Source organism: Bradyrhizobium sp. LTSP857 (genome assembly GCF_000938285.1).
Taxonomy (GTDB): Bacteria; Pseudomonadota; Alphaproteobacteria; order Rhizobiales; family Xanthobacteraceae; genus Bradyrhizobium.
In genome coordinates this window covers 330,974-346,600 of the sequence record NZ_JYMS01000046.1, presented here as the reverse complement: position 1 = coordinate 346,600, position 15,627 = coordinate 330,974, and the positions used below count along the sequence as shown (strand labels likewise).

The window sequence follows — 15,627 nt, the reverse complement described above, 5'->3', positions numbered from 1 at the left end:
TCATCTCACCTGATCCGGAGTTCTCATGATCCGTCGCCTCGCAATTCTTGCCACGATTTTTGTCGCGCTCATTGGCGCGGTCCCGGCGGGCGCACAGACCCTGCCGGCAGGACTCGACAAGGCCAATGCGCTCGTCATCGACACCACTAAGGGCCGCATCGTCATCAAGCTCAGGACCGACCTTGCGCCCCAGCACGCCGAGCGCCTCAAGCAGCTCGCGCGCGAGGGCTTCTACAACAACGTGCCGTTCCACCGCGTGATGGACGGCTTCATGGCGCAGACCGGCGACGGCCAGAATTTCAACGGGACCGGCGGCTCGAAATATCCGAACCTGAAGCAGGAATTCTCCAAGGTTCATTTCGCCCGCGGCATCGTCGGCATGGCCCGGCGCGGCGACAGTGTCGATACCGCCAACTCGCAGTTCTTCATCATGTTCGCCGACGGCGGCAGCCTCGACAACCAGTACACCGTGGTCGGCGAGGTCGTGCAGGGCATGGACGTCGTCGACAAGCTGAAGAAGGCCCCCCCCGGCTCAGGCAGCGGCACCGTCACCGATCCGGACAAGATGGTGAAGGTGCAGGTCGCCTCCGACATCAAATAGGGAAACGCGATGGCGCGCCGTGGCGACAGGCTCCTGCTCGCCGCCGCGGCGCTGCTGATCGGCGTCACCAGTGCGGCCGCAGAGGACGCGCAGGTCAACACCATCCAGGACATCTTCCAGCATCTGCGTACCTGCTGGAAACCGCCGCCGGCGGCCAGGGCTCGCCCCATCGACATCACCGTCGTCGTGAGCTTTAACCGGGCCGGAAACATTCTGGGCCATCCGAGGATTACCTATGAATCCGCGGAGGCCTCCGACGATGACCGGCTGCAATACCGGATCGCGGTGATGGAAGCATTGCAACGCTGCACGCCGATGCCATTTACCGATGCGATGGCCGGCGCCGCTGCGGGGCGTCCATTCGCAATCCAGTTTCGTAACCGGAAGACTTCACCCCCAACGCAAGAGAGACGAGCATGAGCGCCACTGAGAACACATTGATCCTCGAGACCACGCAGGGCCCCGTCACCATCGAGATGCGGCCCGATCTCGCGCCGGGCCACGTCGCCCGCATCAAGGAGCTGGTGCGCGAAGGCTTCTACGACGGCATCGTATTCCACCGCGTCATCGACGGCTTCATGGCGCAGACCGGCTGCCCACACGGCACCGGCACGGGCGGCTCCGGCCAGAAGCTGAAGGCCGAGTTCAACAAGGAGCCGCATGTGCGCGGTGTCACCTCGATGGCCCGTGCGGCGAGCCCTGATTCCGCCGACAGCCAGTTCTTCATCGTGTTCGACGACGCCCGCTTCCTCGACAACCAGTACACGGTGTGGGGCAAGGTGACCGAGGGCATGGAGAACGTCGACAAGATCAAGCGCGGCGAGCCGGTGCAGAACCCCGACAAGATCGTCAAGGCGCGGATGGCTGCTGACGCAGAGTAACCGCTGCCGTCATGCCCCGCCGGAGCCTGTTGTCCGGCCGGTCAAAGACCGGGCCGGATGGCGGGGCAGGACAAGGTACCAAACGTGCGCACCGATCTCTTCGACTTCGATCTGCCTGCCGAGCGCATCGCGTTGCGCCCCGCGCACCCGCGCGACTCCGCGAAGATGCTGGTCGTAGAGAACGGTGCATTGCGCGACCAAATCATCTCCGACCTGCCGCAATGGCTGAAGGCGGGCGATCAGCTCGTCGTCAACGACACCAAGGTGATTGCAGCGCAGCTCAAGGGCCGCCGCATCGGCCGCGAGACCGAGCCGAAGATCGAGGCGACGCTGATCAAGCGCCTCGACGGCTCGCGCTGGCAGGCGCTGGTGAAGCCGGCGAAGAAGCTCGTGGCCGGCGACCGCATCCGCTTCGGCAATGAGGGCAAGGTCTGCCTGCTCGGCCATCTCGATGCCGAGGTCGAGGCCAAAGGCAGTGAAGGCGAGGTGACGCTGTCATTCTCGTTCCACGGCCCGGCGCTCGACCGGGCCATCGCCGATCTCGGCAGCCCGCCGCTGCCGCCCTACATCGCTTCCAAGCGCACGCCTGACGAGCAGGATCTCGCCGACTACCAGACCATGTTCGCGGCGAATGAAGGCGCGGTCGCGGCTCCCACCGCGGGCCTGCATTTCACGCCGGCGCTGGAGCGGGCGTTGCGCGAGCGCGGTGTCGGCGTCAATCGCCTGACGCTGCATGTCGGGGCAGGGACGTTCCTGCCGGTGAAGGTGGACGACACCGACGGCCACAAGATGCATGCCGAGTGGGGCATGATCCCGGCCGAGACGGCGGAGAGGCTGAACACCGCCCGGAAGAACGGCGGCCGGCTCATCGCCGTCGGCACCACGTCGTTGCGGCTGCTGGAAAGCGCAGCCAGCGAGGACGGCACCATCCGGCCGTTCGCGGCCGAGACCTCGATCTTCATCACGCCGGGCTATCGCTTCCGCGCCGTCGATATCCTGATGACCAATTTCCACCTGCCGAAGTCGACGCTGTTCATGCTGGTGTCGGCGTTTGCGGGACTGGAGACCATGCAGCAGGCCTATGCGCACGCGATCGCGGAGGGCTATCGGTTTTATTCGTATGGGGATGCGTGCCTGCTGTTTCGGGCAGATCCGTAGGGTGGGTTAGCCGTAAGGCGTAACCCACCACGTCTGTTTCCACGGAAGTGAAAGAGGTGGGTTACGCTTCGCTAACCCACCCTACGCATCTTCCTCGTTACGCCATGACCCGCTGCGGCAACAGCTCCGCGATCTGCACCGCGTTCAGCGCGGCGCCCTTGAGCAACTGATCCGCCGCCACGAACATCGAGATCGAATGCCCTGTGGGATCGCTGAGATCCTTGCGGATGCGGCCGACCAGGACGTCGTCCTGGCCCGAGGCGTCGATCGGCATCGGGAAGTAATTCTTCACGCGGTCGTCGACGAGCTTCACGCCGGGGGCTTGCGCCATGATGGCGCGGACCTGGTCCTCGCTGATCGGCTTCTCGCATTCGAAGGTGATGGCCTCGCAATGGGCGCGCAGTACAGGCACGCGAACGCAGGTCACGCCAATGGCGATTGTCTCATCCTCAAAAATCTTGCGGGTTTCCTTGCTGACCTTGGTTTCTTCGCCGTTGTAGCCGGTCTCGGGATCGATGTCCGTGTTGTGGCTAAAGACGTTGAAGGCATAAGGAAGCGGTATGACCTTTGGCGTGAAGGGCTGGCCGTCGAGATAGGCGCGGGTCGATTCCACCAGCTCCTCCATCGCCGCGGCGCCCGCGCCGCTTGCGGCCTGATAGGTCGACAGGATCACGCGCTTGATGCGGTTGTGCCGATGGATCGGCCATAGCGGCACCAGCGCCGTGATCGCCGAACAATTCGGAACGGCGATGATGCCCTTGTGCTCCCTGATGCGATTGGCGTTGATTTCGGGGATCACCAGGGGCACGTTCGGATCCATCCGGAACGCGGAGGAATTGTCGATCACGACCGCGCCGGCCTTTACCGCGGCGGGGGAGAACTTGCGCGAGACGCCGGCACCCGCCGAGAACAGCGCGATATCGACGCCCTCGAACGACTTCTCCGTGAGCTCTTCGATGACGACCTTTTGGCCGCGGAAGTCGATAGTCTTGCCGGCCGAGCGGGCGCTTGCCAGCGCCTTGAGCTTGCCGACGGGGAAGGCGCGCCGGTTCATGGTGGCAATGAATTCGGCGCCGACCGCGCCGGTCACGCCGGCGATGGCAACAACGGGTTCGTAGCTCACGGGTCTGTCCTCTGTTTGAGCAGTCTTGCGGGCAATAAAAAAGCCCCGGACCTTTTCAGGACGGGGCTTCGGATAAGCTGATGCGTTACGTTACGACTACGCGCGCGCGCCTCCCGAGGCCCCAGCGGGCTTCGTGGTTTTAGTCGTGCGTTTGGTGGTCGTGAACATGGCGGCGACTTATGCGGGAGAGTTTTGCGCCCGTCAATGGCTTTCGACGGGATCGTGGCCGTCGCTATTTGGTCCGGGCGCCCGGCGGTTCGAGAATGACCTCCTTGAGGTCGTCGCCGCTGATGACGACGATCGCGAAATTGAGCCGTCCGCCTTCGCGCACGAGTCCGCCGCTGATAGCCTTGCCGGATGCCGCGTGCTCGGCGACCCGGACTGCATCGGCAAGGCGATGCCGGATAGCGCCGAGGGCCGCAAGATTGCTGCGATCCTCCACGTCAAGTTCGGCCAAAGGGAAGGCGGCTTCCCCGCCGACCAGCTCGCCGGTCGCAGCGTTGATGGTGTGCCGCCAGACCCGATCATTGTGCAGGGTCTTGACCCGGTAGACCGGCACGCCCGAGCCGCCGTCGAAGCTGACATCGGCGGTCGTGGCGCCGGCATGACGGGCTTCGGCAATCGCCATGGCCTGGCTGATCGAGATCGACGAGCTGCGGAAACGCTCGATCTCGCGGCTGACGGCTTGGCGGTCGGCCTGACCGTCACCATCTGTCTCGCCGTGAAGGGCGGTGGGTGTGCTGCCTGTGGAGATGAGCGCCTGCGCCGGCGCTGCGACGAGCAGCCCCGACAGGGCCATCGCCAGCAACTGCCAGGTGTGTCGTCGTGCTGTGCTCATGCTCAGAACCCTCGGCCGGCGAGTGTGCCGGATAATCGTAAAGAAGTCGCGGCCGACCATGGGCAGTGGCCGGCCGCTGATTGTCGCAACGGGCTGTACCCGTCACGGCGATCATGGTCTCAAAGGCGGTCCGAACCCATTTGGGGCTGGTGAAAAACGGTTCCGAACCGCCTATAACAAAACCATACCGTATCGTTTTATTTCGGTCAACGACAAGGCTGTCGCGCTCAGGGGACAGATCGCGAAGCTCACGGAAATGTCAGCGGGATGGGCGGCGGCGCTGCGCGCGTTTGGGAGGGGCTTTTGAAGTCTCCTGGACACGGTCGGCAGGCCCCAGCGCGCCGGCCAGGAACAGCTTGATCGCCACGCGCATCCGCTTTTCGGCGGCTTTGATTTCCATCGGCGTTCCGAACGTCGCCATGCGGTGGGTGTGGCCGACGACGACGTCGAGAAACACCTCGGCCGCAATGTTGGTGTTCTCGAGGTCGAGCGCGCCTTGCGCCACCAGGTGATCGAAGAATCGCGCGGTCGTGGCGACGGCCTTCAGCCAGCCATCTTCCATGCCGAGCTTGGCGATGTCGGGAAAGTTGATGGCCTGTGACGTCATCATGCGGCTGAAGGCCATGGCATCAGGCCCGCAGGTGAAGCTCAGCATCTCCTGCCCGATCTCGACCAGCCGCTGCTCGACGGAGATATCGGACGAACTGCCGAGTTGCGTTTCGGCCGCGGCGGACAATGGGGCAAGCCAGCGCGAGATCTCGCGCCTCAGCACGGCCGTGAACAGCCCGCGCTTGTCGCCGTAGCGGGCATAGACGGTGGGCTTGCTCACCCGGGCCGCTTCCGCGACCGCATCGAGCGAGGTTGCGTCAAAACCGCGGTCCAGGAACAGGCGGGTGGCGACCTCGATCAGCCGCTGATCGCGCTCGATCGCGGCGCTTTTCGTCGGCCGGCCGCCGCGCGATTTCGATACCTCGCGTCGCGGCGTTGCCGTTCTTGCCTTGGTCGCAGCCAATCCCATGCCCAATGATTCCTGCGCGTTCCTGACAATGGTCATTGCTCTATAACGCGCAGCAGCCGGGGCGTCATCGCGAATCTGGCCGAATTGGTCGTATCGTCAACGGTCTCAGTGCGACGTCGTTCCGCAGGCGCGGCTTTAAGGCATCCTCGAGGTCCAGGCCTGGCCGCTTGCGGCTTTCTCATATCCGTATTGGTACAGCGCCCGCATATAGGCCGTGTCGAACCCTTCCGAAGCCGGCGCTGGATAATCGCGTTCGATATAGGAGAGATGAAAGCCCAGCCGGTTGCGCTTTGCGAAATCGTAGGTCGAGAAGATGATCGAGCGCGTCTGCGACTGGGTGATCGAGGACAGGCTGCGTGAGGCGACATCGATCGTGCCGTTGGCGACAAGTTCGAAGTTTCGTTCGATCTTCTTGTTGACGAGGATGTAGATGTCCATCTTCGCGTTGCCGGGCAGGCGACCCTGGAAGAGCAGGGCCTCCGGCAGCGTCAGCACCGGGGCCGTCACGCCGCCGTCGACATGCATCTCCTGAAACTTGCGGCCTTGGCCTTCGGCTTCGATCATGATCGGCGGAAACACCAGGGGAATGCTGGCGGAGGCCGCCATCACGTCGCGAAACAGCTTGAGCGCCTCGGGCGTGCCGACCGCGGCGATCTTGCCCATGTCCCAAATGGCGGTCCGCTGGGTGTCGAGATCGGTCGTGACCACCAGCAGCCGTCGGCCCTTGGCGTTTTCGCGGGCGACCTGTGCCATGATCTCCGGTCCGACATAGCGCGCCACCAGCTCGCGCAATCGCGTGTTGCCGAACAGGCCGGAGCTGAACAGCACACGCATGATGCTGGGATCGCTCAGCAGGCTTTCCGCGAGGCCGCTGGTGTAGAGCTCCCTCAGCGTGTCGTCATATTGGGACCCAAGAAACGCAAAGGGCGCGATCAGGCCGCCGGTGCTCACGCCCGAGACGACCGAGAAGGCGGGCCGGGTGCCGGCCGCGCTCCAGCCGTTCAGCACGCCGACGCCATAGGCGCCATCCGCGCCGCCGCCGGAAAGCGCCAAATAGCTCCCGGTCGCCGCGCTATTGTCCTTTGCGAAGCTGAATTTCGTGACGGGCTCGTCGGTGTAGCGCCGCAGGCCGTCGATATCGAGAACGCGCGAGGTGGCGGCGTCGGCGGCCGTGTAGGGGGTGCGCGGCAGGGAGGTGCAGCCGGCGAGCGCCAGGCTGCACACCAGGACGAATAACCCGATCAGGCGAGCGCCTGTCTGCCTTAGCCAGCCGTCTGAGAGGCCGGACGCGTCAGTCGAACATGAGGGGAAGGGCATCGGTCGGCGGCTGGCGATCACGCTTGTAATGCCGCCGGCAACTTCACCGCGGCATCTCGTCCAACCCCTGGATAAAACTACACTGTATCGTTTTATTTAACAAGCGGGAGCGAGTATCACGTCCACGTCAGCGGTGTCCCAGTCTGGGGCATCATGGTCCGGGCGGGTTGATCGACATGTCCCGACACGCAATAAGCACCGCCATGAATCTATCCAATCATTTCGAACTGCTCGCCACCGACGGCGCCGCGCGCACCGGCCGCCTGACCACGCCGCATGGGGTAGTGCGGACGCCGGCCTTCATGCCGGTTGGCACCGCCGGCGCCATGAAGGGCATGCACTGGCGCGAGGTGCGCGACGCCGGCGCTGACATCGTGCTCGGCAACACCTACCATTTGATGCTGCGCCCCGGCGCGGAGCGCATCGCTGCGCTCGGGGGCTTGCAGAGGTTCACCGGCTGGAATGGGCCGATGCTCACGGATTCCGGCGGCTTCCAGGTGATGTCGCTGTCGGATTTGCGCAAGGTCACCGAGAACGCCGTCACCTTCCGCTCGCATATCGACGGTGCCAAGGTCGAACTGTCGCCCGAGCGCTCGATCGAGGTGCAGCGCTTACTCGGATCCGACATCGCCATGCAGATGGACGAATGCGTGCGGCTGCCGGCCGAACGCGACGACATCGAGCGCGCGATGCGCCTGTCGCTGCGCTGGGCCGAACGAAGCAAGCGCGCGTTCGAAAGCGCGCCGGACGGCTACATGCTGTTCGGCATCGTGCAGGGCGGCGACGTGCCGCAGCTCCGTCATGCCAGCGCTCAGGGCTTGGTCGAGATCGGCTTCCACGGCTATGCGATCGGCGGCCTTGCCGTCGGCGAGCCGCAGGCCGTGATGCTGGCGATGATCGACGAGACCGCGCCGGCGCTGCCGTCGGACCGGCCGCGCTATCTGATGGGCGTCGGCACGCCCGATGACATTCTCGAGGCGGTGAAGCGTGGCATCGACATGTTCGACTGCGTGATGCCGACCCGCAATGGCCGGCATGGCGTCGCCTTCACCCGCTTCGGGCAGGTGAACCTGCGCAACGCGCGCCACGCCGATGATCCGCGTCCCCTCGACGACGAGAGCTCATGGCCGTCGACGCACGCTTATGCGCGCGCCTACCTGCACCATCTCGTCAAGGCGGGCGAGACGCTGGGGGCGATGCTGCTATCCGAGATAAATATCGCTTACTACCAGTTCCTGATGCAGGGCATCAGGGACGCGATCGCACACGGGACATTCGAAGAGTTTTACCGGCGTACGCGCGAGGACTGGGCGAGGGGCGACATCGCCCCGCGCTAATCAGTTGCAGATGAAACGCTGCTTGACGGCGTGCTTGGTCACGAAGCCATAGCCACAGGTGTCGCAGGTCCAGAGATAGCTGATCACGTGGTCCGAGACATAGGCGGAAGCTTCGGCGGCGACCATGGAATCGGCGCAGACGGGACAGGTGGGCAACTCGCTGCAACGCGGATCGCGCTTCGGCACTACGGTCGACAACACTTCAGCGACTGCTGACATCGTGGTGACCTCTCTGCTTTCGAGACCTAAGTCTAACATAAGCAGAATCAGTTGACGAGGTCGCAACACAAGTGCGTTGGTTTTCTGCTAATTAAACCTCACGCGATTTTGCGATGCAGCGTATTTAACATGTGCCGCATTGTCGCTTGCGTGTCGTCACAGGCTGTCTCTAACTTCGCAAAGGCTGCGACAGAAGCACTAATTGTCGCCACAGGGAGTTCATCATGGACGCATCGTCCGAGAAGGGTGCAGCGCACCAAGCCGGCCGCGGCCGGATCTATGACTCGATCGTCGAGGCTTTTGGCGACACGCCGATCGTGCGTTTGCGCCGGCTGCCGAGCATGCACGGCGTGAATGCGACGATTTTGGCAAAACTTGAATATTTCAATCCGGCCGCGAGCGTGAAGGATCGCATCGGTGCGGCCATGATCATCGCCATGGAGAAGGCCGGCATCATCAAGCCGGACACGGTGCTGATCGAGCCGACCTCCGGCAATACCGGCATCGCGCTCGCCTTCGTCGCCGCCTCGCGCGGCTACCGGTTGAAGCTGGTGATGCCGGAGTCGATGTCGATCGAGCGGCGCAAGATGCTGGCTTTCCTTGGCGCCGAGCTGGTGCTGACGCCGGCAGCGCAAGGCATGAAGGGCGCGATTGCCGCGGCCGAAGAACTGCTGAAGACGACGCCGAACTCGGTGATGCCGCAACAGTTCAAGAACCTCGCCAATCCCGAGGTGCACCGCCGGACCACGGCGGAGGAGATCTGGAACGACACCGGCGGCAACATCGACTTCTTTGTGGCGGGCGTCGGCACCGGCGGCACGATCACCGGCGTCGGCCAGGTGCTCAAGCCGCGCAAACCATCGTTGCGGGTGGTGGCGGTCGAGCCGGAGGAGAGCCCGGTGCTTTCGGGCGGTCAGCACACGCCGCACAAGATCCAGGGCATCGGCGCCGGTTTCGTCCCTGACATCCTCGACCGCTCCGTGATCGACGAGATCGTGAAGATCAACTCGACGACGGCGATCGAGACCTCGCGGGCGTTGGCGCGCTATGAGGGCATCCCGGGCGGCATCTCCTCGGGCGCCGCGATCGCAGCCGCCCTCCAGATCGGCAAGCGCCCGGAAGCGGCAGGAAAAACCATCCTCGCTGTGGTGCCGTCCTTCTCCGAGCGCTATCTTTCGACCGCACTGTTTGAAGGAATCTAGCAGATGGCGGACCAACCACCGAGGCGGCCGCGCACATTGGGCGATGCGCGGAGCGAAGCCGAGGCCGCATTCAAGAAAGTGACGACCAAGGCCGCTGAGGCTCCGCCGAAGCAGAACGTGGCGCCGGGGATCAAGGAGCAGGTCAGCTTGCGGATCGACCAGGACGTGCTGGAGCATTTCCAGGCGGGCGGTCCCGGCTGGCAGGACCGGATCAACGACGCGCTGCGCAAGGCGGCGGGGAAGTAGGCTCCTACCGCCGGATTCGGGGGCGTTAGAAAACCACCCCGCTCAGAAGCGAGTTTTAGACGGGATCCTCGCAACTTGCTCAGAGGACCTGCGACAGAAACCGTTGCGTTCGCTCGTCTTTGGCCGCCGTAAACAGAGTTTCCGGCGGCCCGTGCTCGACGATCACACCGCGATCGGTGAAGTAGACGTGATCGGCGACCTCGCGCGCGAAGTTCATTTCGTGGGTGACGAGGAGGCACGTCATCCCGTCCTCCGCAAGCTCGCGGATGGTGACCAGGACCTCCTTGACCGTCTCCGGATCGAGCGCGGCCGTGACTTCATCGAACAGCATGATATCCGGCCGCATCGCCAGCGAACGGGCAATGGCCACGCGCTGCTGCTGTCCACCGGAGAGCTCGCCGGGATAGCTGTCCTCCTTCCCGGCGAGCCGCACCTTCGCAAGCAAGGCTCGGGCTCGGACTTCAACCTCGGCGCGGTTCTGGCGGAGAACATGGATCGGCGCCATCATCACATTCTGGAGCGCAGTCTTGTGCGGAAAAAGATTGTACTGCTGAAATACCATCCCGACCTTGCGGCGCAGCGCCAACTTGTCGAGCTTGGGGGCAGTGACTTCGATGCCTTCGATCTGAATGCTGCCGGACGAGATCGGCTGGAGCGCATTGATGCAGCGGATCAGGGTGGACTTTCCTGATCCCGAGGGGCCGATGATGCAAATCACCTCGCCCTTCTTGACCGACAGGCTGATGCCTTTCAGAACCTCCAAAGCCCCGAATGATTTTCTGACGTCGACGCATTGAACGATGGGCTGATCCGGGGTCCAGCTCGCAGCCATGCTCTGCTCCTTCAGCGTATGCGGAACCGACGCTCGAGGCGAGCCGTCCAAAGGTTGATCGGATAGCAGTAGAGAAAGAAGCACAGCAGGGCGAAGCCGTAGAGCGGCGCAAACAGTTCTGGTCTGCCGCCTTCGGCGGCGTGCACCTGCGCCGTCAGGGTGAGCATTTCCGAGACGCCCACGATCGACGCGAGCACCGTCGCCATGGCGACAAGAGCATAGATGTTCATCCAGGGCGGCAGCATTCTCTTAATGCATTGCGGCAGTATGATCAGCCACATCATCTGGCGCCGCGTGAATGATAGCGACTCCGCCGCTTCCCATTGCGTCGACGGGACGGAACGCACGGCCCCGCGCACGACCTCGGCGACATTCGCCATGACGGGCAGGGCGAAGCCCACCGTGGCCTTGACCCAGTCCGGCAAGGGGATGGTTGTCTTGAAGATGGTGATCTGGAAGGGCACCAGAAACATCACGAAGAACAACAACACCAGCCAGGGCGCGTTGCGAAAGAATTGAGTCACGAGCCAGCTGACGCTGGCGAGCGGCCGGAACTCCGACAACAAGGCCAGGCCCAGGCCAAGTCCGGCGACGGTACCCAGCAGCATGGCCAGCAAGGAGATCAGGATATTGAAGGCGAACCCGCGCAGCAGGAGTGGTGACCACTTCAAGATGATCTGGAGCGGTGACAGCATCGTTGGCGTAGTCTGCGCCCACGCCGTGGACACAGCCATGATGGCGCAGAAACAGATGATCGCAGCGGACAGCGGGCTGATCCGAACGGACATCCGGGTCGGCACGAGACGATACGGCAGGAGGACGGCAAAGCCGTGTACGGGCTCGGCGGGTTTCATCGTCCGTACCCCGGGATGCGCATCGCCCGCTCCCAGCGATGCATCAGCCAGACGAGGACACCGACGAGGATGCCGTAGGTCGCGAGCAACAGGATCATCATCTCGAAAACATTCTGCGACTCCGACCAGATCTGCTTGACCGCATACAGCGTTTCGGGAACGGCGATCGCGTAGGCAAGCGTGGTCGTCTTGAGCAGGTTGACGAGGTTGTTGTTCAGTGCGGGAAGGCAGACGCGAATGGCCAGCGGAAGGACGATATGGGTGTAGGCCTTGAGACGCGTGTATCCGAGCGCTTCCGCGGCCTCAATCGTCGTGCTCGGGACGGCCTCGATGCCTGAGCGGAAGATCTCCACGTTGAAGGCAGCCGCAAACAGTGACAGCGAAATGATCGCCCACTGAACGTTGCTCAGCAATGGAACGCGCATGCCCGCCGCCTCGACAGCGGGAAGCATCGTGCCGAGGCCGAAATAGAAAAAGAAGATCTGGACCAGTGGCGGTGTGTTGCGGAACACCACCACGAAAGCATTGACGGCCAGCCGCAACAATCTGGACGGACTACCCTGCATCAAGGCTCCGGCCGCGCCGATGATCAAGCTCAGCACGATGGTCGTGACGCTGAGAAACAGCGTCATCTTGAGCCCGTTGAGATAACGATCCCAGTCGTACGCGTCGTAGAATACGGAGAAATTCAGCCCCGTCGTTTCATAGAGATGCTGAAACCAGTTGCCGATTGCCTGCATTTTGCGTGACACCGAATTGTTGAGGCAATCACCCCGGATCAGTGCATGGGCTTGACCTGTTCGGAGCACGAGATGAATCCGGCGCTCCGCTTCGTGCGTCTATTTGTCCTTGTATTGCTCGTGCATGGAGAGAGAATATTCCGTCGGCGTAATGCCCCACTTCTTTTCGGCTTCCACGATGAAACCCGTCTTCATCCAATCTTTTGTCGTATCTTCGAGCAGCTTCTGAAGACTGGTGTTCTCGAGCGCGACGGCGATCATCCATGGCGAAGGCAGAACACCTTTCAGGGGAAGGTCGTAGTCCGCTTTCCACTCATCCTCGAGCAGCTTGCCTTGCAGGAAGGTCTGATCATAAACATAGCCGATGCAGTTGCCCTGCTTCATGGCAAACAGAGGCTTCTCCGAACCGTCAAATGCAACGATTTCGGGGCCGTAGGATTTGGCAACGTCCTTGTTGTACCAGGCGCCTGACGTCGCACATACGGGTTTTCCCTTGAGGTCGGCCCAATCCTTGATGCCGGCCTTCTTGTTGAGAAGGATGTTCACATAGTCCGAATAATACAGGGGTTCGATGGCCTGAACGACGCGGCGACGTTCGGGCCTATCTGACATGGTCGCGATCAGCAGATCGATTTTTCCCTGCTGAAGAAACTCAATTCTGTTCGAAGCCCCGACTGGAACGAGCTCGAGCTTGACGCCGAGGCGCTTGGCAATATCGGCGGCGAGATCCGGCTCGATGCCGACGACATTTCCGCTGGGATCGCGGTATCCAAAAGGCTTGTAGTCTGCCTTGACGCCGACGTTCAACGTGCCGCGCTGCTTGATGGCATCGACGCCATCAGCCGCTTGAGCGCTGCCGAGCATCAGCAGCACCGTGGCACCTGTCATCATGGACCGGAGCATATTTCTCATCGGATGACACCTCCAGGGATTGAAACACGACGCGACCGGCGCGCACTCTTTTCGTAGTACAAAGTTCGTGCCAAAGGTCACAAAAAACGGGACACGGAGAAAGGGGCGAGGTCGATCGAGCTTCGACCATCGACCATCTTCTCGGCCACGACGTTGCCGATACCGGCTGAGTGCTTGAAGCCGTGACCGGAGCACGCCGAGACGACAAAGACTCTATCCTGGTCGGGATGCCGGTCGATGATGAAGCCCCGATCGGGTGTCACCGTGTAGAGACAGGCGGCCGTCCGCGCGACGCGTGGCGTGGCGCCTGCGAGCCGCCCTTTGACGTGGTCCCGGTACATCTTGGCCGACTCCGCTGGATCGACGGTGCGATCGACGGTATCGGCCGTTGTGCTGGTTTCATACTGCTCGGTCGCCACCTTGAGGCTACGATCGCCTGGCAGGGGCGGGAAGCCGTAGAGGTAGTCGACATCCGTCGCGCCATGCATCCAGATGAACACCGGGGCGTTTGCGTGATACGCGCTCGTGTCCTCGAGCTCGTACCAATGGAGCACCTGACGTTTCACTGTGAGCACACGGTCAAACGGCGCGCCCAGCAGGTCAGCATTCCAGCTGCCCGCCGACACGACCACCTGGTCCGCCTCAAGGCTGCCCGAAGACGTCTCCACCCGAACGACGGAGCCTGTCTGCGCGATCGAGAGGACCTCGACGCCCGTGCGGATCACCGCACCGAGCTGCTTCGCGCGCGTCAGTTGCGCCATGACACAGCGCTCCGGAAAAACGTATCCGCCGCCGGGCTCGTAATAGGCCTTCTCGTTGCCCTGAAGGTTCAAGAACTGTGGAAAGCGATGCGCCACCTCGCGCCCGTCGATCACTTCATGCGCGATGCCGAAGTCACGCGCTGCCCCAATCGAACGTGCGACGAAATCCGGCTTGCCGTGGTGCGACGTCTCGCCAACGCCGGGCGCCATAACGATGAGGCCGCACGGATTCAGGAGCTGGTCAGAGGTCTCGGCTTCGAGTTCGCGCCAGATCCGATGCGTATCCAGGACCAGGGGAACGTAATCGCGGCCTTCACCGACGGCCTGCCGTGTGATGCGGGTTTCACCGTGGCTGGATCCCATCACGTGGGGAGGCGCAAACCGATCGATGCCGACCGCCTTTACCCCTCGCTTGGCCAATTGGTAGAGAGCCGCGCTGCCCATGGCACCGAGGCCGATCACCACAATGTCCGCTCGTTCGCTCATGACGTGAAGCTGCTCAATTATTAAGATGACGCAGAGCTTGCCTTTCAAATCAGCTCTGAGACAAGGATAATTCATGTAATTAAGCAAATTTGCATACCAGTATAAGTTCTGCTTAATTCACGACATGACGTCCTCCATTCCAGACCTGCGAAGCTTGCAGATTGTCGCCGCCGTCGCGGACTCAGGCAGCATGCTCGAAGCGTCGCGCCAATTCGGGATGACGCAATCCGCGGTGTCTCAGGCGGTGCGACGTGCCGAAGCCTCGGTCGGCGTCGCATTCTTCGACCGTAGCCGGAGGCCGCTGGTGCCGACCCGGGCGGGGCGCATCCTTGCAGGCCGCGTTCTCGATCTAAACCGTAACTTTGATGCGCTGCTGAGCACGCTCCGGGCCGCGGCCGAACAGTCTGAACGGGTTGATCTGAGACTCGGTCTCGTCGATTCCTACGCTGGCACGGTCGGCGCGCACCTCGTCAAGGAGCTCATGACGGGGTCGATCGCGCTAAGCCTGTCCGCATGGTCGGGTCTTGCTCATTCGCATGCGGAGGCGTTGGTGCGTCGCATGATCGACGCGGCGATCACATGCGATGCGATGGAGGATCTCTACGATGTCGAGCGCTTCCCATTCTATCGCGAACCGTACCTGCTGGTGGTGCCGCGCGGACTCGAAACCGAATTTGCCGAGCTTGATTTGCGCGAAATCCTCGCCCGGCATCGTCTGGTCCGGCACAGTGAACGCTCCTATGTGGGTGCTCAGGTCGAGCGCCATCTGAGCCGTTTGGGCATTCGGCCGCCGCGGGCCTTTGAATTTGACACATCGGACAGCTTGGTCGCCATGGTAGCCACCGGCATGGGCGTGGCGATCACGACACCGCTGTGTCTGTTGCAGGGGCTCGCTCACGCTGCTCAAGTCAGCGCTCTCCCTCTGCCGAGCCCCGGATTTTTTCGTGAGCTGCTGCTGGTGACCCGCCGTGGAGATCTCTCATCCCTGGCGCCGCGCATCGCCGAGATGGCGCGAACGAGCATTACGACGCAGGCAATGCCGCGTATCCGGACGCTCGTGCCCTGGTTCACCCAGGATTACTAGCGCGAAAAAGCCCGGCGC

At 62.7% G+C, this 15,627-nt stretch carries 18 protein-coding genes; 8 read left to right on the top strand and 10 right to left on the bottom strand.

The genetic code is table 11. The features are described from left to right. Nucleotides 1–25: 25 nt before the first annotated feature. From UP06_RS31065 to queA, 4 genes are all read left to right on the top strand, one after another. Nucleotides 26–601, top strand: coding sequence for a peptidylprolyl isomerase (locus UP06_RS31065; protein WP_045007488.1), 576 nt, complete (start codon nucleotides 26–28; stop codon nucleotides 599–601). 9 nt (nucleotides 602–610) lie between these two features. After that, nucleotides 611–1,021, top strand: coding sequence for a UCP034077 family protein (locus tag UP06_RS31060; protein ID WP_045007487.1), 411 nt, complete (start codon nucleotides 611–613; stop codon nucleotides 1,019–1,021). Further along, nucleotides 1,018–1,482, top strand: coding sequence for a peptidylprolyl isomerase (locus UP06_RS31055; RefSeq protein ID WP_045007486.1), 465 nt, complete (start codon nucleotides 1,018–1,020; stop codon nucleotides 1,480–1,482). The genes UP06_RS31060 and UP06_RS31055 overlap by 4 nt, the downstream gene beginning before the upstream one ends. An 84-nt stretch (nucleotides 1,483–1,566) precedes the next feature. Next, nucleotides 1,567–2,640, top strand: coding sequence for a tRNA preQ1(34) S-adenosylmethionine ribosyltransferase-isomerase QueA (gene queA / locus UP06_RS31050; RefSeq protein WP_045007636.1), 1,074 nt, complete (start codon nucleotides 1,567–1,569; stop codon nucleotides 2,638–2,640). A 97-nt stretch (nucleotides 2,641–2,737) separates the two neighbouring features. Here the strand turns inward: queA and UP06_RS31045 are convergent, their stop codons facing one another. The 4 genes from UP06_RS31045 to UP06_RS31030 all read right to left on the bottom strand — a co-directional run bounded on the left by UP06_RS31045 (nucleotide 2,738) and on the right by UP06_RS31030 (nucleotide 6,846). Beyond that, nucleotides 2,738–3,763, bottom strand: a complete 1,026-nt coding sequence (locus UP06_RS31045) for an aspartate-semialdehyde dehydrogenase (RefSeq protein WP_045007485.1) — start codon at nucleotides 3,761–3,763, stop codon at nucleotides 2,738–2,740. 232 nt (nucleotides 3,764–3,995) lie between these two features. Next, on the bottom strand, nucleotides 3,996–4,601 hold the full coding sequence (locus UP06_RS31040; RefSeq protein WP_045007484.1) for a PepSY domain-containing protein: 606 nt from the start codon (nucleotides 4,599–4,601) through the stop codon (nucleotides 3,996–3,998). A gap of 259 nt (nucleotides 4,602–4,860) precedes the next feature. Beyond that, nucleotides 4,861–5,619 (bottom strand): TetR/AcrR family transcriptional regulator, encoded by a 759-nt coding sequence (locus UP06_RS31035; protein ID WP_045007483.1) that lies wholly within the window; start codon nucleotides 5,617–5,619, stop codon nucleotides 4,861–4,863. A 135-nt stretch (nucleotides 5,620–5,754) separates the two neighbouring features. Beyond that, a complete protein-coding gene (locus tag UP06_RS31030) occupies nucleotides 5,755–6,846 on the bottom strand; it encodes a patatin-like phospholipase family protein (protein ID WP_245305597.1) in 1,092 nt (363 codons plus the stop codon). A gap of 293 nt (nucleotides 6,847–7,139) precedes the next feature. On the opposite strand from UP06_RS31030, the gene tgt reads away from it, so the two are divergent. Then, a complete protein-coding gene (gene tgt, locus UP06_RS31025; RefSeq protein WP_045007482.1) occupies nucleotides 7,140–8,273 on the top strand; it encodes a tRNA guanosine(34) transglycosylase Tgt in 1,134 nt (377 codons plus the stop codon). Here tgt and UP06_RS31020 read toward each other — a convergent pair whose 3' ends face one another. Next, nucleotides 8,274–8,492 carry a hypothetical protein gene (locus tag UP06_RS31020; RefSeq protein WP_045007481.1) on the bottom strand — a complete coding sequence of 73 codons (219 nt, stop codon included), beginning with the start codon at nucleotides 8,490–8,492 and terminating at the stop codon, nucleotides 8,274–8,276. It abuts the gene before it with no gap. A gap of 224 nt (nucleotides 8,493–8,716) precedes the next feature. Between UP06_RS31020 and cysK the strand changes: the two genes are divergently transcribed. Next, entirely contained in the window at nucleotides 8,717–9,694 is a 978-nt protein-coding gene (gene cysK / locus UP06_RS31015; protein WP_045007480.1) for a cysteine synthase A, read from the top strand. 3 nt (nucleotides 9,695–9,697) lie between these two features. Next, entirely contained in the window at nucleotides 9,698–9,940 is a 243-nt protein-coding gene (locus tag UP06_RS31010) for a BrnA antitoxin family protein (protein ID WP_045007479.1), read from the top strand. A gap of 79 nt (nucleotides 9,941–10,019) precedes the next feature. Here UP06_RS31010 and UP06_RS31005 read toward each other — a convergent pair whose 3' ends face one another. The 5 genes from UP06_RS31005 to solA all read right to left on the bottom strand — a co-directional run bounded on the left by UP06_RS31005 (nucleotide 10,020) and on the right by solA (nucleotide 14,525). Further along, on the bottom strand, nucleotides 10,020–10,772 hold the full coding sequence (locus UP06_RS31005) for an amino acid ABC transporter ATP-binding protein (RefSeq protein WP_045007478.1): 753 nt from the start codon (nucleotides 10,770–10,772) through the stop codon (nucleotides 10,020–10,022). Nucleotides 10,773–10,783: 11 nt separating this feature from the next. Then, nucleotides 10,784–11,626, bottom strand: coding sequence for an amino acid ABC transporter permease (locus tag UP06_RS31000; RefSeq protein WP_045007477.1), 843 nt, complete (start codon nucleotides 11,624–11,626; stop codon nucleotides 10,784–10,786). Beyond that, nucleotides 11,623–12,366, bottom strand: coding sequence for an amino acid ABC transporter permease (locus UP06_RS30995; protein ID WP_045007476.1), 744 nt, complete (start codon nucleotides 12,364–12,366; stop codon nucleotides 11,623–11,625). The genes UP06_RS31000 and UP06_RS30995 overlap by 4 nt, the downstream gene beginning before the upstream one ends. Nucleotides 12,367–12,465: 99 nt before the next feature. After that, complete coding sequence (locus UP06_RS30990) at nucleotides 12,466–13,278, bottom strand: transporter substrate-binding domain-containing protein (protein ID WP_045007475.1); 813 nt, start codon at nucleotides 13,276–13,278, stop codon at nucleotides 12,466–12,468. Nucleotides 13,279–13,355: 77 nt separating this feature from the next. Next, nucleotides 13,356–14,525, bottom strand: a complete 1,170-nt coding sequence (solA, locus tag UP06_RS30985) for an N-methyl-L-tryptophan oxidase (protein ID WP_045007474.1) — start codon at nucleotides 14,523–14,525, stop codon at nucleotides 13,356–13,358. Nucleotides 14,526–14,649: 124 nt separating this feature from the next. Between solA and UP06_RS30980 the strand changes: the two genes are divergently transcribed. Beyond that, nucleotides 14,650–15,609 carry a LysR family transcriptional regulator gene (locus tag UP06_RS30980; protein ID WP_045007473.1) on the top strand — a complete coding sequence of 320 codons (960 nt, stop codon included), beginning with the start codon at nucleotides 14,650–14,652 and terminating at the stop codon, nucleotides 15,607–15,609. Nucleotides 15,610–15,627: the final 18 nt, after the last annotated feature.